Source organism: Citrobacter sp. Ce006, from assembly GCF_030336535.1.
Lineage (GTDB): Bacteria > Pseudomonadota > Gammaproteobacteria > Enterobacterales > Enterobacteriaceae > Citrobacter > Citrobacter europaeus.
In genome coordinates, this window is record NZ_JAOWDO010000029.1 from 15,662 (window position 1) to 37,389 (window position 21,728).

16 protein-coding genes are annotated in these 21,728 nt (G+C 53.5%); 6 read left to right on the plus strand and 10 right to left on the minus strand.

Annotation, left to right across the window (positions count from 1 at the left end):
• Positions 1-100 precede the first annotated feature (100 nt).
• Complete coding sequence (locus OGV94_RS00195; protein ID WP_043018944.1) at positions 101-1,834, plus strand: phosphoethanolamine transferase CptA; 1,734 nt, start codon at positions 101-103, stop codon at positions 1,832-1,834.
• Positions 1,835-1,919: 85 nt separating this feature from the next.
• Positions 1,920-2,780, plus strand: coding sequence for a helix-turn-helix transcriptional regulator (locus OGV94_RS00200; RefSeq protein WP_286522118.1), 861 nt, complete (start codon positions 1,920-1,922; stop codon positions 2,778-2,780).
• Here the strand turns inward: OGV94_RS00200 and OGV94_RS00205 are convergent.
• The 5 genes from OGV94_RS00205 to OGV94_RS00225 all read right to left on the minus strand — a co-directional run bounded on the left by OGV94_RS00205 (position 2,767) and on the right by OGV94_RS00225 (position 7,850).
• Positions 2,767-3,123 carry a PTS fructose-like transporter subunit IIB gene (locus tag OGV94_RS00205; protein ID WP_043018942.1) on the minus strand — a complete coding sequence of 119 codons (357 nt, stop codon included), beginning with the start codon at positions 3,121-3,123 and terminating at the stop codon, positions 2,767-2,769. The two genes, OGV94_RS00200 and OGV94_RS00205, sit on opposite strands and share 14 nt — an antisense overlap.
• Before the next feature lies 1 nt (position 3,124).
• On the minus strand, positions 3,125-4,003 hold the full coding sequence (locus OGV94_RS00210; protein WP_199995157.1) for a [formate-C-acetyltransferase]-activating enzyme: 879 nt from the start codon (positions 4,001-4,003) through the stop codon (positions 3,125-3,127).
• Positions 3,969-6,266 (minus strand): formate C-acetyltransferase, encoded by a 2,298-nt coding sequence (locus OGV94_RS00215; RefSeq protein WP_286522121.1) that lies wholly within the window; start codon positions 6,264-6,266, stop codon positions 3,969-3,971. The genes OGV94_RS00210 and OGV94_RS00215 overlap by 35 nt, the downstream gene beginning before the upstream one ends.
• 169 nt (positions 6,267-6,435) lie before the next feature.
• Positions 6,436-6,756 carry a PTS fructose-like transporter subunit IIB gene (locus OGV94_RS00220; protein WP_003825151.1) on the minus strand — a complete coding sequence of 107 codons (321 nt, stop codon included), beginning with the start codon at positions 6,754-6,756 and terminating at the stop codon, positions 6,436-6,438.
• Between the two features lie 14 nt (positions 6,757-6,770).
• On the minus strand, positions 6,771-7,850 hold the full coding sequence (locus tag OGV94_RS00225) for a PTS fructose transporter subunit EIIC (RefSeq protein WP_003825153.1): 1,080 nt from the start codon (positions 7,848-7,850) through the stop codon (positions 6,771-6,773).
• Between the two features lie 308 nt (positions 7,851-8,158).
• Here OGV94_RS00225 and ptsP point away from each other — a divergent pair, with 308 nt between their 5' ends.
• From ptsP to gldA, 3 genes are read left to right on the plus strand one after another with little or no spacing between them, the layout of a single operon-like run.
• Positions 8,159-10,660, plus strand: a complete 2,502-nt coding sequence (ptsP, locus tag OGV94_RS00230; RefSeq protein ID WP_286522150.1) for a phosphoenolpyruvate--protein phosphotransferase — start codon at positions 8,159-8,161, stop codon at positions 10,658-10,660.
• 15 nt (positions 10,661-10,675) lie between these two features.
• Positions 10,676-11,338, plus strand: a complete 663-nt coding sequence (fsa, locus tag OGV94_RS00235) for a fructose-6-phosphate aldolase (protein ID WP_003825157.1) — start codon at positions 10,676-10,678, stop codon at positions 11,336-11,338.
• A gap of 12 nt (positions 11,339-11,350) precedes the next feature.
• Entirely contained in the window at positions 11,351-12,454 is a 1,104-nt protein-coding gene (gldA, locus tag OGV94_RS00240; protein WP_006686227.1) for a bifunctional L-1,2-propanediol dehydrogenase/glycerol dehydrogenase, read from the plus strand.
• 86 nt (positions 12,455-12,540) lie between these two features.
• Here gldA and katG read toward each other — a convergent pair whose 3' ends face one another.
• The 3 genes from katG to OGV94_RS00255 all read right to left on the minus strand — a co-directional run bounded on the left by katG (position 12,541) and on the right by OGV94_RS00255 (position 16,842).
• Entirely contained in the window at positions 12,541-14,721 is a 2,181-nt protein-coding gene (gene katG / locus OGV94_RS00245; RefSeq protein ID WP_043018936.1) for a catalase/peroxidase HPI, read from the minus strand.
• Between the two features lie 167 nt (positions 14,722-14,888).
• The gene (gene metF / locus OGV94_RS00250; protein ID WP_043018935.1) at positions 14,889-15,776 is read right to left on the minus strand and encodes a methylenetetrahydrofolate reductase; all 888 of its coding nucleotides are present in this window, start codon (positions 15,774-15,776) and stop codon (positions 14,889-14,891) included.
• A 157-nt stretch (positions 15,777-15,933) separates the two neighbouring features.
• The gene (locus OGV94_RS00255) at positions 15,934-16,842 is read right to left on the minus strand and encodes a LysR family transcriptional regulator (RefSeq protein WP_181634174.1); all 909 of its coding nucleotides are present in this window, start codon (positions 16,840-16,842) and stop codon (positions 15,934-15,936) included.
• An 89-nt stretch (positions 16,843-16,931) separates the two neighbouring features.
• Here OGV94_RS00255 and OGV94_RS00260 point away from each other — a divergent pair, with 89 nt between their 5' ends.
• Complete coding sequence (locus OGV94_RS00260; protein ID WP_075145390.1) at positions 16,932-17,309, plus strand: carboxymuconolactone decarboxylase family protein; 378 nt, start codon at positions 16,932-16,934, stop codon at positions 17,307-17,309.
• A 37-nt stretch (positions 17,310-17,346) separates the two neighbouring features.
• On the opposite strand, the gene OGV94_RS00265 is transcribed toward OGV94_RS00260, so the two are convergent.
• Both OGV94_RS00265 and metL read right to left on the minus strand, forming a co-directional pair.
• On the minus strand, positions 17,347-18,903 hold the full coding sequence (locus tag OGV94_RS00265; protein ID WP_181230914.1) for a bifunctional metallophosphatase/5'-nucleotidase: 1,557 nt from the start codon (positions 18,901-18,903) through the stop codon (positions 17,347-17,349).
• A 391-nt stretch (positions 18,904-19,294) separates the two neighbouring features.
• Positions 19,295-21,727 carry a bifunctional aspartate kinase/homoserine dehydrogenase II gene (gene metL, locus OGV94_RS00270; protein ID WP_100193815.1) on the minus strand — a complete coding sequence of 811 codons (2,433 nt, stop codon included), beginning with the start codon at positions 21,725-21,727 and terminating at the stop codon, positions 19,295-19,297.
• Position 21,728: the final 1 nt, after the last annotated feature.

Here is a 21,728-nt window from a genome sequence, read left to right on the forward strand (position 1 = left end):
TGTATCAACAGCAAAACACGATCCTGAGATCGTGATGCTTCAGTTCCTCTTAATGTTTAGTCGCTATTCTTGGCGCTACGATTAAAGACAGGCTCACATTATGCAATCCTTACAACTCCAGTCTAAACCTAAATTTAGCTGGAAAGCCCTGGGTTGGGCGCTCCTCTATTTTTGGTTTTTTTCCAGTTTACTCCAGGTCATTATTTGTTTAACCGGTTATAGCGGAACTAATGGGTTACGCGACTCGTTACTATTCAGTTCGCTGTGGTTGATCCCGGTATTCTTATTTCCAAACCGTATCCGCGCGATCGCTGCCATTATTGGCGTCATGCTATGGGCGGCCTCGCTGGCGGCTCTGAGCTATTACGTCATTTACGGACAAGAGTTTTCGCAAAGCGTTCTGTACGTAATGTTTGAAACCAATGCGAACGAAGCCAGCGAATATCTGAGCCAATATTTCAGCCTGAAAATTGTCCTTATCGCTCTGGCCTATACGGCTGTGGCTATTCTGCTGTGGACGCGTTTGCGCCCTGTGCATATTCCATCGCCCTGGCGTTATCTGGTGTCTTTCGCGCTGTTATACGGTTTGATTCTGCACCCAATGGCGGTTAATACGTTCATCAAACATAAACCGTTTGAAAAAACGTTAGATGGTCTCGCCTCACGTATGGAGCCTGCGGCCCCGTGGCAGATCATCTCTGGTTATTATCAATATCGTCAGCAGTTGACCTCGTTGAATAGCCTGCTGAATGAGAACAATGCCCTGCCGCCGCTGGCCAACTTCAAAGATAACTCCGGCGATGCTCCACGTACGCTGGTGCTGGTGATTGGGGAGTCAACGCAGCGTGGCCGCATGAGCCTGTATGGCTACCCGCGCGAAACGACGCCAGAACTGGATGCGTTGCATAAATCCGATCCTAACTTCACCGTGTTCAATAATGTCGTGACCTCACGTCCGTACACCATTGAAATCCTGCAGCAGGCGCTGACTTTCGCCAACGAGAAGAACCCGGACCTGTATCTGACTCAGCCGTCCCTGATGAACATGATGAAACAGGCCGGTTATAAAACCTTCTGGATAACCAACCAGCAGACGATGACTGCCCGCAACACCATGTTGACCGTGTTCTCGAAGCAGACGGATAAGCAGTTCTATATGAACCAGCAGCGTACGCAAAGCGCGCGCGAATATGACAGCAACGTGCTGGCGCCATTTAAAGAAGTACTGGCTGACCCGGCACCGAAAAAGTTCATCATCGTGCACCTGCTGGGAACGCATATTAAGTACAAATTCCGCTATCCGGATGGCCAGGGTAAATTCGATAACAATATCGACAATGTTCCCGCTGGCCTGAGTAATGATGAGCTGGAAGCTTACAACGATTACGACAGCGCGAATGCCTACAATGACCATATCATCGCCAGTCTGATCAAAGACTATAAAGCGACCGATCCGAACGGCTTCCTGCTGTACTTCTCCGATCACGGGGAAGAGGTATACGATACGCCTCCGCATAAAACGCAGGGTCGTAATGAAGACAACCCGACGCGCCATATGTATACGGTACCGTTCCTGCTGTGGACCTCTGAAAAATGGCAGGCCGCACACCCCCGCGACTTCTCACAGGATGTGGATCGTAAGTACAGCAGCTCTGAGCTTATCCACACCTGGTCTGATTTAGCGGGATTCACCTACGATGGTTTTGATCCAACTCGCGCCATTACTAACCCGCAGTTCAAAGAGACGACCCGCTGGATTGGCGACCCGTATAAAAAGAATGGCCTGATTGATTACGATACACTGCCTTACGGCGATCAAATCGGTAATCAGTAATCCCACACCGGCCACTCTTTAAGAGTGGCCTTTTTTTATGATGGCGGTTACTGTTCTCCCTGTCTGCTGCCTGCAAGGGATTAACATGTATCACGACGTCAGTCATCTTCTCTCCCGCCTGATTAACGGCCCCACGCCGCTGCGCCAGGTGTATTTTGCCAGCACCAATAGCTCAACGCCGGAACTGGCATATCAGGTCGATTTCCCCCGGCTGGAGATTGTGCTGGAAGGTGAGTTCACCGATAACGGCGTTGCAGGCGCACCCGCGACGTTACTGCCTTGCGATGTGCTGTTCGTTCCGGCTGGCGGCTGGAACTTTCCCCAGTGGCGCACACCGGTGACCACACTCAGCATCCTGTTCGGTAAACAGCAGTTGGGTTTCAGCATCGTCCAGTGGGACGGTAAGCAATATCAAAATGTTACCCGCCAGCACGTCGCGCGGCGTGGGCCACGCATTGGCTCTTTCCTGCTGCAAACGCTCAATGAAATGCAGATGCAACCACAGGAGCAGCAAACCGCCAGGTTAATCGTCGCGAGTTTACTCAGCCACTGCCGCGATCTGCTCGGCAGCCAGATCCAGACCGCGTCACGCAGTCAGGCGCTGTTCGAAGCCATTCGCGACTATATTGATGAACGCTACGCTTCGCCGCTCACCCGAGAGTCCGTCGCGCAGGCGTTTTACATTTCTCCCAATTACCTCTCCCATCTGTTTCAAAAAACGGGCGCCATCGGGTTTAACGAATACCTGAACCACACACGTCTGGAACACGCGAAGACGTTACTGAAAGGTTATGAGCTGAAGATTAAAGAAGTGGCGCACACCTGCGGGTTTGTTGACAGCAACTACTTCTGCCGACTGTTTCGTAAAAATACCGAACGCTCGCCGTCAGAATATCGTCGGCAATATCATAGCCAGTTGACGGAGATAAAAGCTAATCCAGAGTAAGATGCGTGTGCTGTGGCGCTGAAAGCAATTTTCGCACAGCGCTCATCACCCGCTGCGGCTCACGCAGAAATGCGCTAATGCCCGACTGGACGTATCGGCTCTGCGTAAAACGCTCTGCTCCTGCCAGTTCTATATCGGTAATGAGCAACACCACATCAGCGCGGTTAATATCCTCCTCCGTCAGACGGTTTTCGGTACCCAACGCCCCCTGAGTTTCAATCTTGATGCCCCATTTTTCCTGCTGGCAGAGTTTCTCCAGCCGTTCAGCGGCCATATAAGTATGGGCCACGCCGCTTACGCACGCGGTGACAGCAACCAGATATCGTACAGGTGCGATGGTCATACTATCCTCCTACTGTTACCTGAAATCCGGCGTATTCTGCCATCTTACGCATGGTGTCTACCTCTTGAGCCGACGGGACGGGCACATCTTTCATCGGCCAGGGCAATCCGAGCAGGTTGTATTTCGGTTCGCCATATTGATGAAACGGTAGCAGGTGTACCTGCTTTATGCCTAATGATGACAACAGCATCAACGCATGCTGCGTATTATCGGCATTCATCGTAAAACCCGGAACCAGCGGCAGGCGGGGTATGACATTAACCCCTTCCTCCACCAATAGCCGAAAATTCGCCAGCACGCGCGGCAGGTTCATGTTAATGGTCTCACGAGCCAAACTTACATCCATAATTTTAAGGTCGAACAGTACTTCATCACACTCTTTTGCCAGCGATAACAAACGGCTGCCCGGCGCATCGCCAGCCGTTTCAATTGCGCAGCGCACATCCCAGCGCCGCAGACGTTGCAGGAATCGTACGGCAAAAGGCGCTTGCATCAGCACTTCACCGCCAGAAAGCGTCACTCCTCCGCCAGAGGCGCGAAAGAAAATATCATCTTTCATCACTTCACGTTCCAGCTCGTCCAGCGTGATATCACGACCAATACGTTCAAACGCACCGGAAGGACACTCGTCAGCATCACGCAGACAGGGTGTGCAGTGCAGACATTTACTCTCCCGTCGCACCGTTTCTATGCGTGGGGAGAGTGATTCAGGGTTAGCGCACCACGGGCAGGTATGCGGGCAGCCTTTAAAAAAGACGACCGTACGAATACCCTGCCCATCATTCAGCGAGTAACGCTGAATATTGAATATACGCGCGACATCCTCGCCATATGGGTGAATAACCTCACAGTTGATGCGCGGTGCGGCGAATGATGTCATCCTGGATCTCCTTCGACAGCTCGACAAAAAAGGCGCTGTATCCCGCCACGCGCACCACCAGCCCGGCGAAATCCTGCGGGCGCTGCTGCGCTTCGCGCAATGTGTCGGCATTCACCACGTTAAACTGGATGTGCTGGAGCTTGAGCTGGGTAAATGCTCGCAGAAAATCCGCCAGCTTGCGTAAACCGGCCTCACCTTCCAGTGTGGCTGGCGTAAACTTCACGTTCAGCAACGTCCCATTGGAAAGCAGCGTGTTATCCAGCTTGCTGACCGATTTCAAGACCGCCGTCGGCCCTTGCATATCCTGCCCCAGCATCGGCGACAGGCCCCCGTCCGCCAGTTGTTCCCCGGCGAAGCGGCCGTCCGGTGTCGCCCCAACGACCGAACCCAACGGCACGTGCGCAGAGACGGTATACGAACCCGGCGTAAATTGCCCGCCGCGTGGATTCTGGTATTTCTCTACCTCTTTACAGTAATGACGCAGCAGTTCGGCGCTGATGTTATCTACATCATCAATATCGTTGCCGTATTTCTCGAATCGGTTAATCAGCCTGGCGCGAATTTTCTCGCCTTCCGGGGTAGCAAAGTTGTCTTTTAGCACCGACAGAAGCTCGTTAAAAGATAAGCGCTGTTGTTCAAATACCAACCCATTGAGCGCATGCAGCGAATCGCTCAGGTTCGCAATGCCGATCCCCTGTACGCCGGAGAAGTTATAGCGTGCACCACCGTCGGTAATATCACACCCTTTATCCAGACAATCGCTAATAAACGAGGAGAGCAGCGGCACCGGCGCCCAGTCGCGATGACCGATATCGCAGATATTACTGCCCTCAACCATCAGCGTGATGTAGTGGCTGATTTTGGCACGAATATGCGTCAGGAGGTCTTCGTAAGTCAGCGTGCGGTTGCCTTCATTCTCATGCAGACAGATTTCCATTACTTTCAGCAGATTAAACATGGCGATATCGTGCAAACCGTATGTTCTGCCTGGAATAGACAGCTCGACACAACCAACTACCGCGTAGTCCCGCGCATCCTCCAGCGAGACACCACGGTTAAGAAACGCGGGCACCACCACTTCATCATTAAAGATTTGCGGGATACCGGTCCCGAGGCGAATTGTCTGTGCAGTTTTCATCAGGAACGGCGTATCGATCAACGCGTTCGTGCGCACACCGAGGTTTGGTTGCGGCAGTTGCACGCTCTGATACGCATCAAGGCAGAGGAACGACAGTACGTTTACCGCACTACGACCATTCTCCATCAATCCCCCGAGCAGTGCGGTGTAGCCCGTTGGGAAACCAGCGAAATAGCGCGCACTGCTGGTGGATCGCAGCAGCACAATGTCATTACATTTCACCCACAGTGATTCGAGGATCTCTTGTAAGAATGCCGGGTCTTCCCCCTGCGTCAGCGAGGCCTGATAAAACGGCAGCATATACTGGTCGAAGCGTCCCAGCGAGAGCGAACTGGCGTTGGATTCATATTGCAGAATAATGTTCATGTACCAGAACAGCTGACATGCCTGCCAGAAGGTTTGCGGCTTGTGCTGGGCGTTATGCCGGGAGTTTTCAGCAATCTTCAGTAATTCCTGGCGCCGACGCGCATCCAGGCAGCTTCCCGCCATCTTCTCTGCCAACATCGCGTAACGCAGAATATGGTTTTGCGAAGCCTCAAGCAGCAGCAGCGCAGCCTGATAAAAGTGATTATCCGGCTGCTGCAGACAATGCGCCCGCATCTGCGCTACCAGCTCGTCAAGCCCGTGATTCAACAGGCGTGGATAATCAATAATGATATGTCCCTGACCTTTGTCAGTCTGGTTAATGCTAAAAATCTGTGTACTGACGGCGGCTTTTACCTCATCGGTCATCTGACCGTTGATGAAATCTTTCATCGACCGCGTTTCCCAGTACGGATACAGCACATCGCGATAGAGATGCTTATCCTCTTCGCTGATGTCAAAACGGTCCTGCGGACGGGTTGGAAACTGCTCCAGCTCTTTAAGTAACCAGTAAGGATCCATTTCCGGCGACATAATGCCCGCACGCGGTTTAACGGTACGGTTCCCGGCAATCAGTTCCTCATCACGAATCGAAATCTCAACGTGCTCAAGAATATATGCGGTGGCTTTCGCCCGACGCAGAATTACCGGCTCTCCCTCCGTCTGCTGGTGACTGGCTGTGTATAGCAGCGCGCGCTCAAGCGAAATTTCACGGTTGTTCTGAAACAGAGCGTTTTTTAAACGTTGGATACGGTTAGTCATGAGGAACTCCCTGGAACCTGTCCATCAGGCTATCTTATTTGTCATTTTGAACCAGGGCAGTGCTCGCACCCTTCACGTACTGTGTGTACGCTTGGGTTCCTGCGCGCTGTCCGTGTTCAAACTGCCTGCAACGATAACGCCTGATGAAGCTGGCTCTAAAAATGAAAAGTTAAGCGGTTTGCGCAAGGTGCGCGCCAATCTTGTTCATGATGGCGTCAGCACGTTTCACCGCATCGCTGATGTTGACGCGAACGATAGTTTTGCCCGCAAAGCGCTCTTCAAACTTGATACCAATATCCTTGGTCAGAATGACCATGTCGGCTTCCGCCACATCCGCCGCGGTAAGTTCGTTTTCCAGACCGATCGACCCCTGAGTCTCAACCTTTACTTGCCAGCCTTTGGCTTTAGCGGCGCTTTCCAGCGCTTCGGCTGCCATATAGGTGTGGGCAACGCCAGAAGGACATGCGGTTACTGCGATAATCTTGGTCATGACTCATTCCTCACTTAATTCATTTCAAAATCTAAATCCAGGTCGTCTTCTTTCTGGTCGACCTGAGACACTTTTTTCCGCGCCAGACTTTTCAGTACGTTAACGCACACTGCGGTCACTACAGCGCCAACGGCAACCGCCGCGATATAACCCAGTTTTCCTTCCACAACGGGTAGAACAATCAGCCCGCCCCAGCCGGCATAACACTGCGCGCCAAACAGGGCGGCGGTTACCGTGCCACAGGCGGAACCAACCATAATTGATGGGATAACGCGCAGCGGATCGGCCGCAGCAAACGGAATTGCGCCTTCAGTTACGCCAACGCAGCCCATTACCAGCGCAGCTTTACCGGCTTCGCGTTCTTCAGAAGAGAAATTCTTACGACCAATCAGCGTCGCCAAACCTAAACCCAGCGGCGGCACGCAGATCCCTACCGCCGCAATTGCCACTACGGTATAAACCCCCTGCGCCACACAAATCAGCATGAAGGCGTAGGCAACTTTGTTAATCGGTCCTCCCATATCGAAGGCCAACATCAGTCCCATGATTACCGCCAGCAGTACGATACTGCCCTGCTGCATACCCTGCAGCCACTCGGTCAGGCTAGTGGTTAACGCGCCGACGGGTTCACCCAGCCCCCACATCATGATGCCTGCGGTGATAAAAGTGCCGACGATCGGAATAACGAAAATAGGCATTACCGAGCGCAACACCTTATGTACGGGGATCTTCTTCAGATAATGGACGACGATACCGCCAATGATCCCGGCAATTAATGCGCCGAAAAAACCTGCGCCGAAGCTGTTTCCCACCCATGCACCAATCGCACAAGGGGCCAGAGCAGAACGTTCAGCAATGGAATAACCAATGTAAGCGGCAAGGAATGGCACCATCAGCGTCAACCCAGCGACGCCAATATCAAACAGCTTTTTGAGATTAGGATCGGTCGCAGCATCCGGTACCGCACCCTTGCCATACAGCATGACGGAGACAGCAAGCAAAATACCGCCCGCTACGACGAAGGGGATCATATGCGAAACACCGGTCATCAGGTGCTGACGGGTATTTTTCAGGATTTGTACCAACTCTTTCATAAGTCGCTCCCGGGCTGCCTAAAGCCCATATCCATAAACTTGTTGCGGAAAACAATAGGCAATCCGACGCGACGCAAACAGTGGATAAAAAGGCCATTTGCTGGACTTTTGTAATGTCAGTACAAAAATGCGATCCGCCTCATAACTTGCAGACTCTCGGAATTTATAAGGGATATGCTGACTTGTGAGGGATATCTCACTTTGATGGTTACATTACATTTATCCAGTTTTTGGCAGATTTGTCACATGGCAGGCTCAGGCGTTGCCCTTTTATCCTGTAGCGAGAAATCGTTATGGGAGATGAGGCTATGGCCCTGATTGTGGAATTTACCTGTGAGCTGCCCAATGGCGTACATGCGCGTCCGGCAAGCCACATAGAAACGCAGTGCAACACATTTACCTCGCACATTGAATGGCATAACCTGCGTACCGAACGTAAGGGCAACGCCAAGAGTGCGCTGTCGCTGATTGGCACCGATACTCTGGTGGGAGATAGCTGTCAGTTGCTGATTTCTGGTACAGATGAACAGGCAGCCCACCAGCATTTGAGCCAATGGTTACGTAATGAGTTTCCGCACTGTGATGCACCGTTAGCGGAAGCCAAAAACAACGAACTGGAGCCACTTCCGGCATCCCTCACCAATCTCAATCCCCAGCTTTTCCGCGCTCGTACTGTCTGCAGCGGCAGTTCGGGAGGCGTTCTGAACTTGCTCTCTTCGCTGGATCTCAACGCGCTTAACAATCTCCCGTCCGCTAAAGATATTGAAACCGAGCAGGCGGCACTGGATAACGGTTTAACGCTGCTGGTGAAGAATATTGAATTTCGGTTACTCGATAGTGACGGCGCGACCAGTGCGATTCTGGAAGCACACCGCTCGCTGGCAAGCGACCTCTCACTGCGTCAGCACCTGCTCGCCGGCGTATCACGCGGGTTAAGCTGCGCCCAGGCGATTATCGAAAGTGCCAGACATTTTTGTGATGAATTCGCCCGTTCCAGTAGCAGCTATTTACAGGAACGCGCGCTGGATGTACGCGATGTCTGCTTCCAGCTTCTGCAGCAAATTTATGGGGAGCAGCGTTTCCCTGCGCCTGGAAAATTAACCCAGCCTACGGTCTGTATGGCGGATGAGCTAACACCGAGCCAGTTCCTTGAACTCGACAAAACACTGCTGAAAGGCCTGCTGTTAAAAAGCGGCGGCACCACTTCACACACGGTGATTCTCGCCCGATCATTTAACATCCCTACGTTGGTTGGCGTGGATATTGAATCTTTGATGCCATGGCTGCAGCAAACGATTTATATCGATGGTAACGCAGGAGCGGTCGTCGTTGCCCCTGAGGAATCCGTGGTGCGTTACTATCAGCAGGAAGCCCGTATTCAGGATGCCCTTCGAGAACAGCAACGTATCTGGCTGACCCAGGAGGCGCGTACGGCTGATGGCATCCGCATGGAAGTGGCCGCCAACATCGCCCATTCCGTGGAAGCGCAGGCAGCTTTTGGCAACGGCGCGGAAGCAGTTGGCCTGTTCCGTACGGAAATGCTGTATATGGATCGTACCAGCGCCCCGGATGAGAACGAGCTATACAACATTTTCTGCCAGGCGCTGGAGCCTGCACAGGGACGCAGCATTATTGTGCGCACCATGGATATCGGCGGTGATAAACCCGTTGATTACCTGAATATTCCTGCCGAAGCCAACCCGTTTCTCGGCTATCGCGCGGTGCGTATCTATGAAGAATACGCTGCATTGTTTACCACCCAGTTGCGCTCGATCCTGCGCGCATCAGCACACGGTAACCTGAAAATCATGATCCCAATGATCTCCTCTATGGAAGAGATCCTATGGGTCAAAGAGAAGCTGGCTGAAGCCAAACAGCAGTTGCGCAGTGAACACATCCCATTTGATGAGAAGATCCAGCTCGGTATTATGCTGGAGGTTCCGTCGGTGATGTTCATCATCGATCAATGCTGTGAAGAAATTGATTTCTTTAGTATTGGCAGCAATGACCTGACGCAATATCTGCTGGCGGTCGACCGCGACAACGCCAAAGTTACCCGCCACTACAACAGCCTGAACCCTGCCTTCCTGCGCGCACTGGATTACGCCGTGCAGGCGGTACATCGTCAGGGAAAATGGATTGGCCTGTGCGGCGAACTGGGCGCCAAAGGTTCGGTCCTGCCGCTGCTGGTGGGACTGGGTCTGGACGAGATCAGCATGAGCGCCCCCGCCATTCCCGCCGCTAAAGCACGAATGGCGCAGCTCGACAGCCGCGCCTGCCGTCAGTTGCTGAACCAAGCAATGGCCTGTCGAACTTCGCTGGAGGTAGAACATCTGCTGGCCCAGTTCCGCATGACCCAACAGGATACACCTCTGGTTACCGCCGAGTGCATCACGCTGGATAGCGACTGGCGTAGTAAAGAGGAGGCCATCAAAGGGATGACTGACAATCTGTTGTTGGCAGGCCGCTGCCGCTATCCACGTAAACTGGAGGCCGATCTGTGGGCACGCGAAGCGGTCTTTTCTACTGGATTAGGTTTTAGCTTCGCCATTCCGCACAGCAAGTCCGAACATATTGAGCAATCCACCATCAGCGTAGCGCGCCTGCAAGCGCCGGTACGTTGGGGTGATGATGATGCGCAGTTCATCATTATGCTGACGCTCAACAAACACGCCGCTGGCGACCAACATATGCGTATTTTCTCGCGTCTGGCACGTCGCATTATGCATGAAGAATTCCGTAACGCGCTGGTTAATGCCGCCTCTTCCGACGCTATCGCTAGCCTGCTGCAACATGAACTTGAACTTTAAAGAGGGTGTTTTTGTATGGAACTGTACCTTGATACCGCCAACGTCGCGGAAGTTGAACGTCTGGCACGCATCTTCCCTATTGCGGGGGTCACCACCAACCCAAGCATTGTGGCGGCAAGCAAAGAATCCATCTGGGATGTGCTGCCGCGCCTGCAAAACGCCATTGGCGAAGAGGGCATTCTGTTTGCTCAAACCATGAGCCGCGACGCGCAGGGCATGGTGGAGGAAGCCAAACGTCTGAGCAACGCGGTCCCCGGGCTGGTGGTAAAAATCCCGGTGACCTCCGAAGGTCTGGCCGCGATCAAAATGCTGAAAAAAGAGGGTATCACCACGCTGGGAACCGCCGTATACAGTGCTTCTCAGGGGCTGCTGGCTGCGTTGGCGGGGGCTAAGTATATCGCACCTTACGTTAACCGTATTGACGCACAGGGCGGCGACGGAATTCGCACGGTACAAGAGCTGCAAACGTTACTGGAACTGCATGCGCCAAACAGCATGGTATTGGCCGCCAGCTTTAAAACCCCGCGTCAGGCGCTGGATTGCTTACTGGCAGGATGCGAAGCAATCACCCTGCCATTAGATGTAGCGCAACAAATGCTCAATACTCCTGCGGTAGAGTCAGCAATAGAGAAGTTTGAGCAGGACTGGAACAACGCATTTGGTCACATCAACCTGTGAGGGAAATAAAGTATGGATCGCATTATTCAATCACCTGGTAAGTACATCCAGGGTGCTGATGTTATTACCCGTCTTGGCAGCTACCTCAAACCACTGGCAGAGCGCTGGCTGGTCGTTGGGGACAAGTTTGTCTTAGGCTTTGCCCAGAGCGCGCTGGAAAAAAGCTTCCAGGATGCCGGACTGGCGCTGGAAATTGCACCGTTTGGCGGCGAGTGTTCACAAAACGAGATCGATCGTCTGCGCGGCGTGGCGGAGAAAGCGCAGTGTGGCGCCGTACTTGGTATTGGCGGCGGTAAAACGCTGGATACCGCCAAAGCGCTGGCGCACTTTATGGGCGTGCCTGTCGCCATTGCGCCAACTATTGCCTCCACCGATGCGCCATGCAGCGCGCTGTCCGTCATTTACACCGATGCGGGTGAATTCGATCGCTATCTGCTGCTGCCGAACAACCCGGACAGGGTGATTGTTGATACCAAAATTGTCGCAGGCGCACCGGCGCGTCTGTTAGCCGCAGGTATTGGCGATGCGCTGGCGACCTGGTTCGAAGCGCGTGCCTGTTCACGCAGCGGCGCAACCACCATGGCTGGCGGCCAGTGTACCCAGGCGGCGCTGGCGCTGGCTGAACTGTGCTTTAATACGCTGATCGAAGAAGGTGAAAAAGCGATGCTGGCAGCCGAGCAGCACGTGGTAACGCCTGCGCTGGAGCGCGTTATTGAAGCCAATACCTATCTGAGCGGTGTCGGTTTCGAAAGCGGTGGTCTGGCAGCGGCTCACGCCATTCATAACGGTCTGACGGCAATCCCGGATGCGCATCACTACTATCACGGCGAGAAAGTAGCTTTCGGTACGCTGACGCAGCTGGTGCTGGAAAACGCGCCGGTTGATGAAATTGAAACCGTCGCGGCACTGTGTCATTCCGTTGGCCTGCCGATTACCCTGGCGCAACTGGATATCAAACAGGATATCCCGGCGAAAATGCGCATTGTGGCTGAAGCAGCCTGCGCCGAAGGCGAAACCATCCACAACATGCCTGGCGGCGCAACGCCGGACCAGGTGTATGCCGCCCTGCTGGTGGCTGACCAATACGGTCAACGTTACCTGCAAGAGTGGGAATAAGCTGCAAATAGAAAATCCCCGCAAAGGCGGGGATTTTTTTATTCATGCCATACCGGACCCGCGCAAGCGACATCCGGCATCGTCTGTTACAGCAGGTCGAAACGATCCAGGTTCATCACTTTCACCCATGCGGCAACGAAATCTCTCACGAACTTCTCGTGGGCATCGCTGCAGGCATAAACTTCAGCCACTGCGCGCAGTACAGAGTTAGAACCAAACACCAGATCGGCGCGGGTTGCGGTGTATTTTACTTCACCGCTCAGACGGTCACGACCTTCAAACAGCTCTTGTGACTCATCAACCGCCTTCCACTCATGACGCATATCCAGCAAATTGACGAAGAAGTCAGTGCTGAGTACGCCTGGACGATCGGTAAAGACACCGTGCTGGCTGCCATCGAAGTTGGTGCCCAGTACGCGCATACCACCCACCAGCACGGTCATTTCCGGTGCGGTTAGCGTCAGTTGCTGCGCTTTATCGATCAGCAGCGACTCGGTGGTCGACACGTCAGGACGAGCGCGGTAGTTACGGAAACCATCGGCAATCGGCTCGAGCAGTTCGAACATCTCAATATCCGTTTGATCCTGACGCGCATCCACGCGGCCCGGCGCAAAAGGTACCTTGATGCTGACACCGGCAGCGCTAGCCGCTTGCTCTATACCAACAACCCCGGCCAGCACGATAATATCGGCTAACGAAGCGGTATGGGCAGACTTATAAATACCTTCCAGCACAGGCAGAACGCGTGCCGCGGTGGCATTCACATCCCAGCCGCGCTGTGGATCCAGCGCCAGACGTGCGCCGTTAGCGCCGCCACGTTTATCCCCACCGCGGAAAGTCGATGCCGAAGCCCACGCCACCGATACCAGTTCGCCCACGGACAACCCGGAAGCAGCGATGGTCGCCTTCAATTTCAGGATATCTTCTTCACTTGGGTTGAAGAACGCATGCGGCAGCGGGTCTTGCCAAATCAGATCTTCTTTTGGCACTTCCGGTCCGATGTAACGCGCTTTTGGCCCCATATCACGGTGCGTCAGTTTAAACCACGCACGGGCAAACGCTTCGTTAAACGCCTGCGGATCGTTCAGGAAACGTCGGGAGATCTTTTCGAACTCAGGATCGAAACGCAGCGTCAGGTCGGTAACCAACATTGTCGGCTTACGTTTTTTCGACGGATCAAACGGATCGGGAATAATTTCTGGCGCGTCAACCGCTTCAAACTGAATCGCACCTGCCGGGCTGCGAGTTTGCACCCACTCATATTTGAACAGGTTCTCGAAGAAATAGTTGCTCCATTGGGTAGGCGTCTGCGTCCACACAACTTCCAGACCGGAAGTAATTGCGTCTGCGCCCGCGCCGCTACCGTAGCTGCTGGCCCAGCCCAGGCCCTGCGCTTCAATCGGCGCGGATTCTGGATCTGCCCCAACGTGCGATGCCGGTGCTGCGCCGTGGGTTTTGCCCAACGTATGGCCGCCGCCAATCAGCGCCACGGTTTCTTCGTCGTTCATCCCCATGTTACCGAAGGTCGCGCGAATAGCCGCTGCCGCAGAAAGCGGTTCGCCGCTATGGTCCGGCCCTTCCGGGTTCACATAGATAAGGCCCATTTCGGTTGCGCCCAACGGCGCTTTTGCCAGCTCTTCCGGATGACGGTGGGTCAGCCAGGCTTTTTCATCACCCCAGTTTACATCGAGGTCCGGTTCCCAGACATCTTCACGACCGGCGCCAAAGCCGAAGGTGCGAAAACCTGAGTTTTCCAGCGCCACGTTACCCGCGAGGATAAACAGGTCGGCCCAGGAAATTTTCTGACCATATTTCTGCTTGATTGGCCACAGCAGACGACGCGCTTTATCCAGGCTGACGTTGTCTGGCCAGGAGTTCAGTGGTGCAAAACGCTGCTGTCCGCGACCCGCGCCACCGCGTCCATCGATGGAGCGATAGGTCCCAGCACCGTGCCATGCCATGCGGATAAACAAACCGGCATAAGAGCCCCAGTCAGCAGGCCACCACGGTTGAGATTCGGACAGAAGGGCTCTGAGATCCCCTTTCAGGGCAGAGTAATCAAGTTTGCTAAATTCTTTGCGGTAGTCGAAGTCCTCACCCAGCGGGTTCGAACGATTGGAATGTTGGTTTAAAAGATCAACGCGGAGTTGATTAGGCCACCAGTCGCGGTTATTTCTTCCTGCACCCGCGCTGTGATCCGGCCCGCCCTGATGGAAAGGACACTTACCGGCAGTTGATGCGTTCTGGCTATCGTCGGACATGCTCATCTATATGCTCCCTTTACAGTGTTCTGACTACGATATACACCACCAGAGATAAGATATAGTCGAAAAAACCCACAGATTCGATAGCTAATTCCTTTTATATTTAAAGTTACAGAGATGTAGATCAAAGTGATCAACAAAAAACCCTCCGAAGAGGGCTGACGTACTGATTATGCTGGTCTTACTCCCAGCGTGTGACAAATTGCGTAGCTCATTTCAGCGCGATTAAGGGTATAGAAATGAAAATCTTTCACCCCTTCGCGACTGAGAATTTTCACCATGTCCATGGCGATGTTTGCCCCCACCAGCTTGCGGGTTTCCGCATCGTCATCAAGGCCATCAAACATGGTCGACATCCACGCCGGAATGCGGACGTTGGTCATGTCGGCAAATTTTTTCGCCTGTTTAAAGTTAGATACCGGCAGGATACCCGGAATAATTTCCACATCGATTCCCGCAGACACGCAGCGATCGCGAAAACGCAGATAGCTTTCTACATCGAAGAAAAATTGGGTGATCGCGCGGTTCGCACCGGCATCAACCTTACGCTTCAGGTTCAGCAGATCGGCCTGAGCGCTCTTCGCTTCCGGGTGCACTTCCGGGTAAGCCGCAACGGAGATATCAAAGTCCGCAACCTCTTTCAGCAAAGTCACCAGGTCAGAGGCATACATATCTGGTTTACCGCTTCCCGGCGGCAGATCACCGCGCAGGGCAACAATATGACGAATACCGTTATTCCAGTAGTCCTGAGCAATGGTGCGCAGCTCATCGCGGGTCGCATCAATACAGGTCAGGTGCGGGGCCGCTTCAAGACCCGTGCGATCCTTAATACCTTTAATAATGCTGTGCGTACGGTCGCGTTCACCAGAGTTTGCACCGTAAGTGACTGAAACAAACTTCGGCTTCAGGCTGCTCAGGCGATCGATGGAGTTCCACAGGGTTTGCTCCATTTCACTGGTGCGCGGCGGGAAAAACTCAAACGAAACGTTAATCTGACCCTGTACTTCCGCCAGGCTCTGATTCAGGGCTTCCCGCTGGTTGGCGTGAAAAAAGCTCATACCTTACCTCATCAATCTTTTGTCGTTATATGTTGTGTTGTGAACTGCTATACGTTTAGACGTCTAGATGTAAAAATGACGGAAAAGCACGCTGGCGTCAACACAAAAATCATCGTTAAAGGTGAGGAATACTCAGCCAATGTGAAAAAAATTCACATCAGCCTGAAATGATGAGGGATTGCGTCACGACCGTCTGCAGCCATCCTAATTTTGTTACGTTCTCAGGCAGCATCAGCAACCCCATGCTAATACGCAATTCTGTATCGGTAAGCGGAAGGAAGATCACGCCCTGACGCTGGATCGCACAAAAGGAGGCTGGAATCAGGCTCAGACCGTCACCCTGCGCGATCCGCGCCAGCAATACGTCATGTTCAAGTGGCTCTTCAATACAGGCAGGCAAGTAACCCGCACGACGAAAAATATGTCGGGCGTAATCAAAGAAGGCAGGGTTACGTTCGCGTTTGAACCAGAACAGCGGTCGGTGGCTCAGCGCGGTTAATGAGAGTGACGACAGCGCCGCCTCTGGCCAGAGCGCGGGTAAAGCGGCGATCATCGATTCTTGCCAGCCAAGCGGCGTGACGCTAAGCCCCGAAGTTTCAAGCGGTAGTGCCACCAGCGCGGCATCCAGTTTTCCCCGCCGCACCTGGCGGGCCAGTTCCGGCGAACTATGCCGGACAATATGTAGCTTCTGTACGCGCATATTAAGCTGCGACTCAAGCGCCGCAAAAACGCCCTGCTCAAACGCCGTACTTAGTCCTAAGCGCAGAGATTGCTCCCCCGTTTTCGCTAACTGACTCAGCGTCGCCCAGGTTTTATCCTGTAGCGCCAATAGCGGGCGTACGATTTCAAGTACGCGCTGCCCGTCCTCCGTCAGCGTAAGCCCCCGGGTATGACGGACAAAAAGCGTCACCCCCAGGCGTTCTTCAAGCTGGCGAATGTGGCGACTCAGCGGCGGCTGCGACATAAACAAGCGCTGCGCCGCCCGGCTCATATTGTTCTCTTCCGCTACTACGGAAAAGTAACGCAGCAGGCGAATATCCAGAGAGTGCAAAGACGATGTTGTCATACCGAAAAGGTATCACGGAAACGGTATTATCCCAATCATTCCGCACGCTCTATCCTCACGCCACAGACCACACGAAAGAGGAAGAAATGATGCCTTCAGAACGCTTTATTACCGGTCAGGAAATGTTGCAAAAAGTGGATGGTAAAGGGGGCGATGCGGTCGTCGAAAGTCTGCAGGATATTGCGCCAGACTTCGCCCAGTACCTGATTGAATTTCCTTTTGGCGACATCTATTCAAGGCCGGGGCTGGATTTACGCAGTAGAGAAATCGCTACCGTCGCGGCATTAACGGCTCTGGGCAACGCTGCACCGCAGTTGAAAGTGCATATTGGCGCGGCATTACACGTGGGTTTAACGCAGGATGAGATCGTTGAAGTGATAATGCAGATGGCCGTCTATGCTGGCTTCCCTGCGGCACTCAACGGTTTGTTCGCTGCAAAAGAGGTGTTTGCCTCCTACAGAGGTTAAAACAAAGGCCAGCGGAATATCTGCTGGCCTGACCTCACTACGGTTTCACATCTTCCACACGCATGCCTTTGAGTTGCTCATCCGTCAGCGTATTTCCCGCTTTGAAATAATCAACGACCGCATTAGAGACATAGTAACCGCCGGATGTGTTACGCGCTTTACCTTCAGTAAATGTCGTGAAACCATCACCACCGTCCGCCAGGAAGCTATTGGTGGCAATGTGATAAATCGTGGCATCCTCAATCGGTTTGCCGTTTAACGTCAATACGCTAACCCGCTGACCAACCGGTTTACTGCTGTCATACTTCATCTCCAGCCCTTTGGACACCTGCAATACACCGTTGCTTAAACCCGCGCCGTGCTCCATCAGGTTACGTAACTGCTTCCCGGTGAGATCCATGGTTGCCAGCTCATTCGGGAACGGGAAGGTGCTAATGACTGCGCCCATGGAGATGGATCCTGCAGGGATTTCATTCCGAATGCCGCCCGAGTTCGTAAGCGCTAACTGGGTATCTTTACCCGCCGCAGCCAGCAACGCATCTGCCGCCAGATTTCCCAGCGAAGAAGATTCACCGTAAGCACGCGTCAGCTCAACCGGCGAGTTGGCAACCGTCTGCTGCACCACTTTATCGAGCTTTTTATTCCAGCCATCAATGACCTGTTTCGTTTGCGGGTCTGGCTGCCATTCATCAGCAAAAATGGTCTTCAGCTCGAAGTTCTTCACGGTAAATTGATGCGGTTTTTGCTGGTAATCCAGCACCAGTTTACCCACATCAATGCCGCCGCTATCAGTAGACAGAATCAGGGTGTTACCTACTTTAATCGGCTCCGGCGTGCCCACATGCGCATGACCGGTGATCAGGATGTCCAGCCCCTGCACCTGGCCTGCGGTCTGGATGTCTTTATCCAGCGCACGGCGTACATCGGTGCCCCCCAGACTGGACTGACGCGCTGGCGTGCCTTCATGGATCAACGCCACGGTGAGATCGACTTTGCCTTTCAGCTCATCGATATAGCGTTGCAACCACTTCACTTCATCCCGCGCCTCGATCCCGACACGTGTCGCAGCGGAAACCGTATCATCAAAAGCAAACACGCCGTGCAGACCGATCACGCCAATCTTCACACCATCTTTTTCAATAATGGTGTAAGGCTTATCCCAGAACATTTTGCTGCTGTTCTGGTAAAAGATGTTGCCCTGCACGATCGGAAACTTCGCCTGGCTCAGCTGCAGCAGCGTATTGTCCCAACCGTGATCGAATTCATGATTACCCATGGTGACAGCGTCAAAATTCATGGTGTTCATGATATCGATAATCGCCTTCCCCTTAGTCAGGCTGCTGATATATGGCCCGGTAAAATAGTCGCCAGCATCCAAAAACCAGGTGGCGCTATTTTTCGCTTTCTCCTGTTTTACCATTGTCGTGATATTGGCCCAACCGCCAATATCACGTGTGCCATTGGCAATCCAGGGCACTTTATAAGGTTCGACATGGGCATGAAGATCGTTGGTATAAATAATCGTGACATCTTTGGCACTCGCCCAGAGCGGCAAAGAGACCAGAACACCGACAGCAAGCATTTTTAACTTCATAATCAATCCCTTTCAGTCATATAAAGAATCGCTACGTTACGTTCTGAAAGGTTTTTTTATGTGAGAAGACTCACATCCATCGGTGATAGTTGCGGGCCAAAACCAACGACTATTAAAAATCGTTGGTAACAGGATGACATCACTGTTCACTATCAATTGCTGAAGGGCATGTGGGAGCTTTTCCCCACTGTTTAACGATGAACAATTGCGCAACTGGTTATCGATATTTTTGGCAACAAGGCAACACGCGTAAAATGGTGTGTCTGTTAACAGAGGGGGGGATTAATACAACATCCAGTCAATACCAAATGGCGAAGCTTACACATCTTACCGGCCTACATTACACACGAATCGTAGGCCGGATAAGCGCAGCGCCACCCGGCAACAAAAACTACAGCAGCTGCGCCAGACGGTTGATGTCTGACTGAATAGCTCCGGCGGTGACGTCACGACCTGCGCCCGGTCCACGGATCACCAGCGGGTTATCGCGATACCAGCGGCTTTCAATAGCAAAAACGTTATCGCACGGCAGCAGCGCCGCCAGCGGGTGTTCAGGACGTACCGCTTCTACGCCAACGCGTGCTTTACCGTTAGCATCAAAACGCGCCACATAGCGCAGCACCAGCCCCATTTCACGCGCCGCTTCCAGGCGTTGCACCATTTGCTCGTTCAGCTCATCGCCATTTTCAAAGAAATGGTCAATAGAGCCTTCTTCACAGTGCGCAGGCACCAGCGACTCTACCCGTACCTGATCCGGTTCGATGTCGTAACCCGCTTCACGCGCCAGAATCACCAGTTTACGCATCACATCTTTACCTGAAAGATCCACGCGCGGGTCAGGTTCAGTCAGACCCTGTTGCCACGCCTGATCCACCAGATCGGTGAATGGGACCGTGCCATCAAATTGCAGGAACAACCACGACAACGTGCCGGAGAAGATCCCGCTGATCGACAGAATGGTATCCCCGCTATCAATCAGATCGCGTACGGTATGATTGATCGGCAAGCCCGCGCCTACGGTAGCGTTATACAGCCAGTGGCGACCGGTCTTTTCAAAGGCGTCATGGATCTGACGGTAATTATTACTGTTGCTCGCCCCTGCCAGTTTATTGGCGCTGATGACGTGGAAGCCATGGCTGGCGAAATCCAGATACTGATCCGCTAACTGCTCGCTGGCTGTAACGTCCAGCACCACTAAATCATCATACGGGTGGGCGCGCATCCACAGGAACAACGACTCTTCATCCTGTTCTACCGCCTCGTCATCAAAGAAGGCCAACGCGCGACTGGCATCCAGCCCTTCGTAATTCAGCAGGCTACGACGGCTATCAACCACACCCGCCAGTACGAATTCTAATCCGGTACGCGCCGAGAGCGTGCTCTGCTCACGAGCAAACAGCTCCAGCCAGCGCGAGCCAATGTTGCCTTTGCCGAACAGCACCAGACCAATGCGTTTTTCCGCGCGGAAGATAGACTGATGCAGACCCTGAATCAGGCTCTCCGTCGGGCCGGTGCGCAGTACCGCGACCAGGCTGATGCCCTCTTCCGACTGCCAGGTGAATTCGACCGGCTGACCTTTCAACTGTTGCCAGAAACGATGGCAGTGCAGCGGGTTACGGGTGACGCCGGCCCCGACCATCGCCACTAACGCCAACCCCTGGCGCAGACGCAGCTCGCCCGGCAGGCCAGCTTCATCCAGAATTTTCAGTGCGCCGTCAGCGACTTCTGAGGTGTAGCAAAATTGCAGCAGTTGGCGGTCAGGATGCACACCCACCGCCAGCGGACGCACCTGAGTGCGTTTTAAAATCTGATCAATCTCTTTGTAGGCCAGTTTAAAGTCCTGGCTGGCAGGTACCTGGAACTCAATCAGGCACACGTCGTCATGGCTGGTCACAATACGCGCCCCGGTACCAGAAGCCAGGACGCGTTCAATACGCGTTGAACCTTGCTCCGGCGTATAGCTACAACGCAACTGGAGATCGATATCACTGCCGGAAACCGGCTGTAGGGTACGGGCATGGAGAACCGGCGCCGCCAGACGCGCCAATTCGCTGGCTTCATCCAGACGCAGCAGCGGCAGCAGACAGGCATCTTTTACTTTACGCGGATCCGCGCTGTATACCCCGGCAACATCACTCCAGATAGTTACGCGGGAAACGCCCGCCAGCGCGCCAACCTGCGTCGCCGAGTAGTCGGAGCCGTTACGTCCCAGCAGCACCGTTTCGCCGCCGTTGCTGCGGCTAATAAAGCCGGTAACGACCAGACGTTTACCCGGATGCTGCGCCAGCAGTTGCTGCAGCAGTGGGTAAGAAAGACCTTCATCTACCTGCGGCTGAGCGCCGCGCTCAGCGCGCAAAAAATCGCGCGCATCCAGCCAGGCTGACTCCAGCCCCTGTTGGTTAAGGACGGCCGACATCAAACGCGCCGACCACACCTCGCCATGCCCGACGACTTCGGCATAGACGGCATCGTTCACACCGCTGTCGAGCAACCCGGCCAGGCGTTCCAGATCGTGAATAAACGCGGCGATCAGTCCATCCGCCACCTCGGGAGGTAACAAACCGCTGATTAGCTCACTTTGATAGCGACGTAACGCCTGTTGAACCTGATGCGCAGAAAGACGATCTGTCTGGCTTAACTTCAGCCAACTAATCAACTGGTTAGTGGTACTGCCTGCGGCTGAAACAACCATCATGTCATCAGGCTGCGAGTATTCCGCCATAATGCCTGCGACACGCAGATAACATTTCACATCAGCCAGACTACTACCACCAAATTTGTGCAGTTGACGACCCTTCGCCCCTGCCTGCGCAATCACACTCATG

Coding starts and splice junctions, on each gene's coding strand:
- OGV94_RS00195 (WP_043018944.1), top strand. CDS start 101: ATGCAATCCTTACAACTCCAGTCTAAACCTAAATTTAGCTGGAAAGCC.
- OGV94_RS00200 (WP_286522118.1), top strand. CDS start 1,920: ATGTATCACGACGTCAGTCATCTTCTCTCCCGCCTGATTAACGGCCCC.
- OGV94_RS00205 (WP_043018942.1), bottom strand. CDS start 3,123: ATGACCATCGCACCTGTACGATATCTGGTTGCTGTCACCGCGTGCGTA.
- OGV94_RS00210 (WP_199995157.1), bottom strand. CDS start 4,003: ATGACATCATTCGCCGCACCGCGCATCAACTGTGAGGTTATTCACCCA.
- OGV94_RS00215 (WP_286522121.1), bottom strand. CDS start 6,266: ATGACTAACCGTATCCAACGTTTAAAAAACGCTCTGTTTCAGAACAAC.
- OGV94_RS00220 (WP_003825151.1), bottom strand. CDS start 6,756: ATGACCAAGATTATCGCAGTAACCGCATGTCCTTCTGGCGTTGCCCAC.
- OGV94_RS00225 (WP_003825153.1), bottom strand. CDS start 7,850: ATGAAAGAGTTGGTACAAATCCTGAAAAATACCCGTCAGCACCTGATG.
- ptsP (WP_286522150.1), top strand. CDS start 8,159: ATGGCCCTGATTGTGGAATTTACCTGTGAGCTGCCCAATGGCGTACAT.
- fsa (WP_003825157.1), top strand. CDS start 10,676: ATGGAACTGTACCTTGATACCGCCAACGTCGCGGAAGTTGAACGTCTG.
- gldA (WP_006686227.1), top strand. CDS start 11,351: ATGGATCGCATTATTCAATCACCTGGTAAGTACATCCAGGGTGCTGAT.
- katG (WP_043018936.1), bottom strand. CDS start 14,721: ATGAGCATGTCCGACGATAGCCAGAACGCATCAACTGCCGGTAAGTGT.
- metF (WP_043018935.1), bottom strand. CDS start 15,776: ATGAGCTTTTTTCACGCCAACCAGCGGGAAGCCCTGAATCAGAGCCTG.
- OGV94_RS00255 (WP_181634174.1), bottom strand. CDS start 16,842: ATGACAACATCGTCTTTGCACTCTCTGGATATTCGCCTGCTGCGTTAC.
- OGV94_RS00260 (WP_075145390.1), top strand. CDS start 16,932: ATGCCTTCAGAACGCTTTATTACCGGTCAGGAAATGTTGCAAAAAGTG.
- OGV94_RS00265 (WP_181230914.1), bottom strand. CDS start 18,903: ATGAAGTTAAAAATGCTTGCTGTCGGTGTTCTGGTCTCTTTGCCGCTC.
- metL (WP_100193815.1), bottom strand. CDS start 21,727: ATGAGTGTGATTGCGCAGGCAGGGGCGAAGGGTCGTCAACTGCACAAA.